General features: G+C 76.3%; 4 protein-coding genes and 1 pseudogene. All 5 read right to left on the reverse strand.

Annotated features, from left to right (window positions below; translation table 11 throughout):
* Nucleotides 1-2 precede the first annotated feature (2 nt).
* Complete coding sequence (locus C1I95_RS31845; RefSeq protein WP_111219561.1) at nucleotides 3-1292, reverse strand: DUF2314 domain-containing protein; 1290 nt, start codon at nucleotides 1290-1292, stop codon at nucleotides 3-5.
* A gap of 66 nt (nucleotides 1293-1358) precedes the next feature.
* Complete coding sequence (locus C1I95_RS31850) at nucleotides 1359-2132, reverse strand: adenosylcobinamide-GDP ribazoletransferase (protein ID WP_111219563.1); 774 nt, start codon at nucleotides 2130-2132, stop codon at nucleotides 1359-1361.
* Nucleotides 2122-4035: a bifunctional adenosylcobinamide kinase/adenosylcobinamide-phosphate guanylyltransferase gene (locus tag C1I95_RS31855; protein WP_111219565.1), complete on the reverse strand. Its 1914-nt coding sequence runs from the start codon at nucleotides 4033-4035 to the stop codon at nucleotides 2122-2124. The genes C1I95_RS31850 and C1I95_RS31855 overlap by 11 nt, the downstream gene beginning before the upstream one ends.
* Before the next feature lie 72 nt (nucleotides 4036-4107).
* Complete coding sequence (locus tag C1I95_RS31860) at nucleotides 4108-4314, reverse strand: hypothetical protein (protein WP_111219567.1); 207 nt, start codon at nucleotides 4312-4314, stop codon at nucleotides 4108-4110.
* A gap of 58 nt (nucleotides 4315-4372) precedes the next feature.
* Nucleotides 4373-4760: pseudogene (locus C1I95_RS35530) on the reverse strand (M23 family peptidase); the annotation flags it as partial.

The following is a 4760-nucleotide window of genomic DNA, read 5'->3' on the forward strand; positions in this document are numbered from 1 at the left end:
GCTCAGGGGGTGGGGGCTTCGCCGGCGTCCAGGACGGCTTGGGTCCAGCCGCCTTCGATCACGCCGGCGCCGTTCAGGACGGCCCAGTCGACCACGTCGGTGGCTTCCACCACGACCGGGGAGCCGATCCGCACGGTGGGGTCGGTGTTGGCGTCGCTGGCGCTGGCGCCGACGATCCGCTCCGCGGTGTCCCAGGAGGTCACCCCGGCCCACACGTACTCCGGGCCGTCGTCGCCGGGCAGCCCGTACTTGACCACCAGCTGGGTCTCCGCCGGCAGCTGCCCGGCGCGGAACCGGGCCCGGATGTCGTCCAGCCCGGCGCGGGCGGTGGCGATCGCGCGGCTCATCGCGTCACCCGGCCGGGCGTAGCGCACGTCGGGCTGGATGCCGGCGAACAGGGTGGCGCAGGCGGCGGCGAAGTAGCGCCCGGCCGGGCCGGGATGCCCGGCCGGCGGACGCAGGCTGAGGAACGAGTCGGCGTCCGGGTCGGTGGCCGGATCCAGCTCCAGCCGGAGCAGCACCGGCGCGGTCGCCCCGTGCTGCTCCGGATTGCCGTACGCCACCGCGATGTCGTGCCCGGTCACCGTGGCCAGCACCGGCAGCTGCACGAACGCCGGCACCTCCTCGCCGGCCAGCCCATCGGTCCAGTCCCGCAGCAGCCGGCGGGCGGCGCCGGTCATCACCGCGCCCCAGGCCCGGGTGAGGTGATCCGGCACCCCCTGCGTCTGCAACTCCAGCAGGCCGAAGCGGCGCAACCCCTTGGTGGTGAACCAGAGCCCGTCGGCGTCCGACGAGTACGGCACCAGCACCCAGTCGACCAGCCGGACCCGTCCCTCGGCGTCGGGCAGCGAGCGCAGCGCCGCGGCCGGGTCCAGGAACTGCAACCCGAAGACGTCCACCACATCGCTGCCCACCGCCTCGGCGACCGCCGCGGCCACCGCCCGGGCCGCCCACTCGTGCGCCGGAGGCCAGCCCGGCCGGTACTCGGCCTGCACCACCACCAGGTGGCTCGCCGCGGCCAGCCGGTCCAGCTGCGCCTCGGTGGCCCCGAACGCGGTGAGCAGGTCCGGCGGCAGCTCGGGGAACTCGTCGATCGGGCGGACGTCGACGCTCATCAACGGACTGTCCAGCATCTGCTTGGCCAGCCCGTGCACCGGTTCGGCCAGCCGGCCGGCCAACCCCCGCACCGCGGTCCGCGCGCTGACCGCCGGCAGTCCCCCCGTCGGCACCAGGTACGTCGCGTTGAGCGATTCCGGGACCGGAACGGGCAGGAAGTCGTCGGTGATGAGCATCTCGTCCCCCGGGTGGCCGCGCCGGTGCTGTCGTGGGAGAACGCTACCCGCCGCCGGGTGCCCGGCTCAGCCGGACAGCACCAGTCCCAGGTAGACGAGCGTGGTGACCACCTCGACGGTGGCGCCGAGCACGTCACCGGTGATCCCGCCCAGCCGGCGTACCACGTGTCGGAGCAGCCCGGCCGCGACGGCGAGCGCGGCGAGCACGGCCAGCGGCCCCTGCCAGGGGCGGCCCGGCACCGCCGCGACCGCCAGCAGCGCGACGGCGACCGTCCCGGCGGCCAGGGCGGTCGGCCCGACGGTGCCGGCCACCAGCGCGCCGAGCCCCTCCGGGCGGGCCGCCGGAACACCGCGCCGGCAGGCCAGGGTCACCCCGAGCCGGCCGGCCGCGGCGGCAGTCACGACCGCGGCGAGCGCCGCCGGGCGGGAGCGGGCGGCCAACTCGGCCAGCGCCGCGGCCTGCACCAGCAGGACGAGCACCAGCGCGACCACGCCGAACGGTCCCACGTCCGGCTTCTTCATGATCTCCAACGCGGCCGGCCCCCGCCGGTACGACCCGAGCGCGTCCACGGTGTCGGCCAGCCCGTCGAGGTGCAGTCCCCGGGTGAGCAGGGCGCCCGCGGCGACGGTCATCCCGGCGGCGACCAGTGGCGTGGTGACCGCGGCGAGCAGCAGCAGCACCCCGGCGAGCGGCAGGCCGAGCAGCGCGCCGACCGCCGGGGCGAGGACCATCGCCGTACCGGCTGTGGCCCGGTCGACCCGGCCGGCCCGGACCGGTGCGATGGTGAGGGTGGTCAGCGCCAGTCGCGCCCCGTCGCCGAGCCGGGGCTCAGCCGGCACGCGAGCCCTGGTCCGCCGGCTCCGCCGGTTCGGTGCTGGTCGGCCCCGGCCCGTCGGGCTCGGGTTCGCGGAAGTCGGGCTCGGCCTCCTCGGCCTCCTCGACCGGCTCCGGCTCCGGCGTCTCGTCCGCACCGCCGCCGTTGTCGCGGGCCGGGCGGGCCGGCAGTGCGGCGGCCAGCCCCAGCACCGACCGCAGCAGCGGTAGCACGGTCAGCGCGTTCGCCCCCTCGCCAAGGTCGAGCCGCAGCTCCGCCAGCGAGGTCAGACCGAGCACGTCGGCGGCCAGCTGGACGGCGGGGTGCCCGCCGTGGTCGGCCAGCAGGCACCAGTGTCGGGCCTGCCCGGCCAGGTCCCGGCTGATCAACCCGGCCGCCACGCCGACCGGCCCGTCCAGCAGCACCGGAATCCGGCGGGCGGTCGCCCCGAGCAGGATGCCGGTGGCGATCGAGATGTCGCCACCGCCCAACTCGGCCAGCACGTCCTTGGCGTCGCGGGAGGAGCGACGGGTGCGGTGCAGCGCGTCCCGGACCGCCGCGCAGCGGGCCATCCAGGCCACGTCGTCGATCTCGCCGGTCTCGGTGACCACCCGGGCGAGCACCGTGGGTGCCTCGGCGCCGGCGGTCGCCGCCAGCACCGCGGCCGCCGCGGCCTCGGTGCCGGCACCGCACGCCGCCAGCACCAGCAGCTGTACGCCGGCGTCGGCGGCCTCCTCGGCCAACCGCCAGCCGTAGTGCAGGGCCGACTCGACCTGCTCGGCGGTCAGCGCCGGGCTGTGCTCGATGGGCGCGGCGGCGGGGGCGTCGACCACCTGCAGGCTTGCCCCGCTCTCGGCGGCCAGCCGGGCGAGCACGCCTTCACCGGCGCGGGCCTGGTCGGCCCGGCGGGTCGACTCCCCGGCCACGGTGCCGGCGGCGGAGCCGCCGGCGTGGTCGCCGTGCAGCATCAGCACCCGGACCGACTGCCAGGGCGCCGGAGTCGGCGTGCCCTGGGTGGCGGCGGCGAACGAGACCACCTGCTCCAGGACGCCCAGCCCGGTGCCCGGCACGTCCAGGTTGGCCAGCCGGTCCACCGCCTGCGGCCCGGCGTGCTCGTCGGGCATCGGCAGATCCATGCCGGGTTGGATGACGGCGCCGCTGGCGACCACCGGTGGGGCCGTCGGGGGCGCCGTCCACCCGGTGGCGACGGGCGCGGCGGGCAGCTCCGGAGTGGTCACCGGCGGCGAGGCCGGCAGCGTGGGGGCGGCACCGTTGGTGGGCTGTTCGCCGGCCGGACCGGCCTGCGCGGGCACCGTCGTCCCGAGGCCGTTCACCGAGGGCCGGCCGGGCGGCGGCGGGACGGCCGGCGCGGGTTCGGCGGTGGCCGGCTTCAGCCGGCACGGCTGCCCGGCGACCACCAGGACCACCGTGTCGCAGGCGTCCGCGACGGCCCGGTTGGCCGCGCCGAGCGCGTCGGTGAACGCCCGACCCAGCGGCGTGGTCGGTACCAGGGAGAGCCCGACCTCGGGGCTGACCAGCACCAGCCGTGCCGCGCAGCCGCGGACGGCGGCGGCCAGCTCGTCGATGGTGGCGGTGTCGTCGGCGGGCTGGTGGGCCGGGTCGAGCAGCACGGTCACCCAGCCGCCGAGGTCGTCGACGAGCAGCGTCTCGTCCGGCTGGGCCGCGGCGATCACCTCGGCCAGCCGGCGGGGGCTGGCCGCGGTCTCCTCGGTGCTCCACGTCGCGGGCCGGCGGGTGCGGTGGGCGGCGAGTCGGGCCGCCCACTCGGCGTCGTCGTCGCCTGCGCCGGCGGCGGTGGCCACATACCGGACCGTGGCCGCGTCGGCCAGCAGGGACTCGGCGAACTCAGACTTGCCGGACCGGATACCGCCGAGCACCAGGAGCGTGTTCCACCCGTCTAGGGACATGCTCGTACCTTACGGCCAGTCGGGCGGGGCGGGCACCGCAGGTTGGCGGCGAAGCCGGCCGCCCGGTACGGCTCACCGTTGCTCGGGACCGCGGTAGAGGAAATCGTTCGGATTGACGTCCACCGGCTTCGGATCCTCCTGCCAGGCGCCCTCGCCGGGGCGTGCGACCAGGGCGTCGATCAGTTCCTCCCGGTCCATCTCCCGCGCGCCCTGGATGCCTCCGTGCAGCGCGATGTCGCGTAGCTCCGCCGTGTCCATCTCCGGTATCGGTTTCGTCATCGCCGCCTCCTGTACCGACGTCGGTGCGGAAGACGGGGCATACCCAGGCGGGGGGCGGTCAACCGCAGTGTTCGAAGGGACTGCTGTGGCTGGCACCGCCGGCGGAGCCGCCCCACTTCACGCAGATCCCGGCGGCACTGGCCCGGACCGGCCCGGCGTAGTACTTGAACGAGCCGCTGTCGGTGGACCGCGCCCGGCCCTGCACCTCCAGGAAGGCCGTCACCGAGGTCGCAGTGCCGACGGCGGTCTCCTTGAGCGTCACCACGCAGTTCGACCCGGTGCCGGCGTGGTAGAGCAGGTGGACCTTGCCCTGCCGGCGGCCGTTCGCGGTGAGCGTCGCCGAGTTGATCACCTTGTACCCGCTGCCGCACGCCTGGACGGCGGTGTAGGGGTTCGGTGTCTCGGCACCGCCGGTGGTGGGCGCGCTGCTCGGCCGGCTCGGGGAG

The organism is Micromonospora craterilacus, assembly GCF_003236315.1.
Taxonomy (GTDB): domain Bacteria; phylum Actinomycetota; class Actinomycetes; order Mycobacteriales; family Micromonosporaceae; genus Micromonospora; species Micromonospora craterilacus.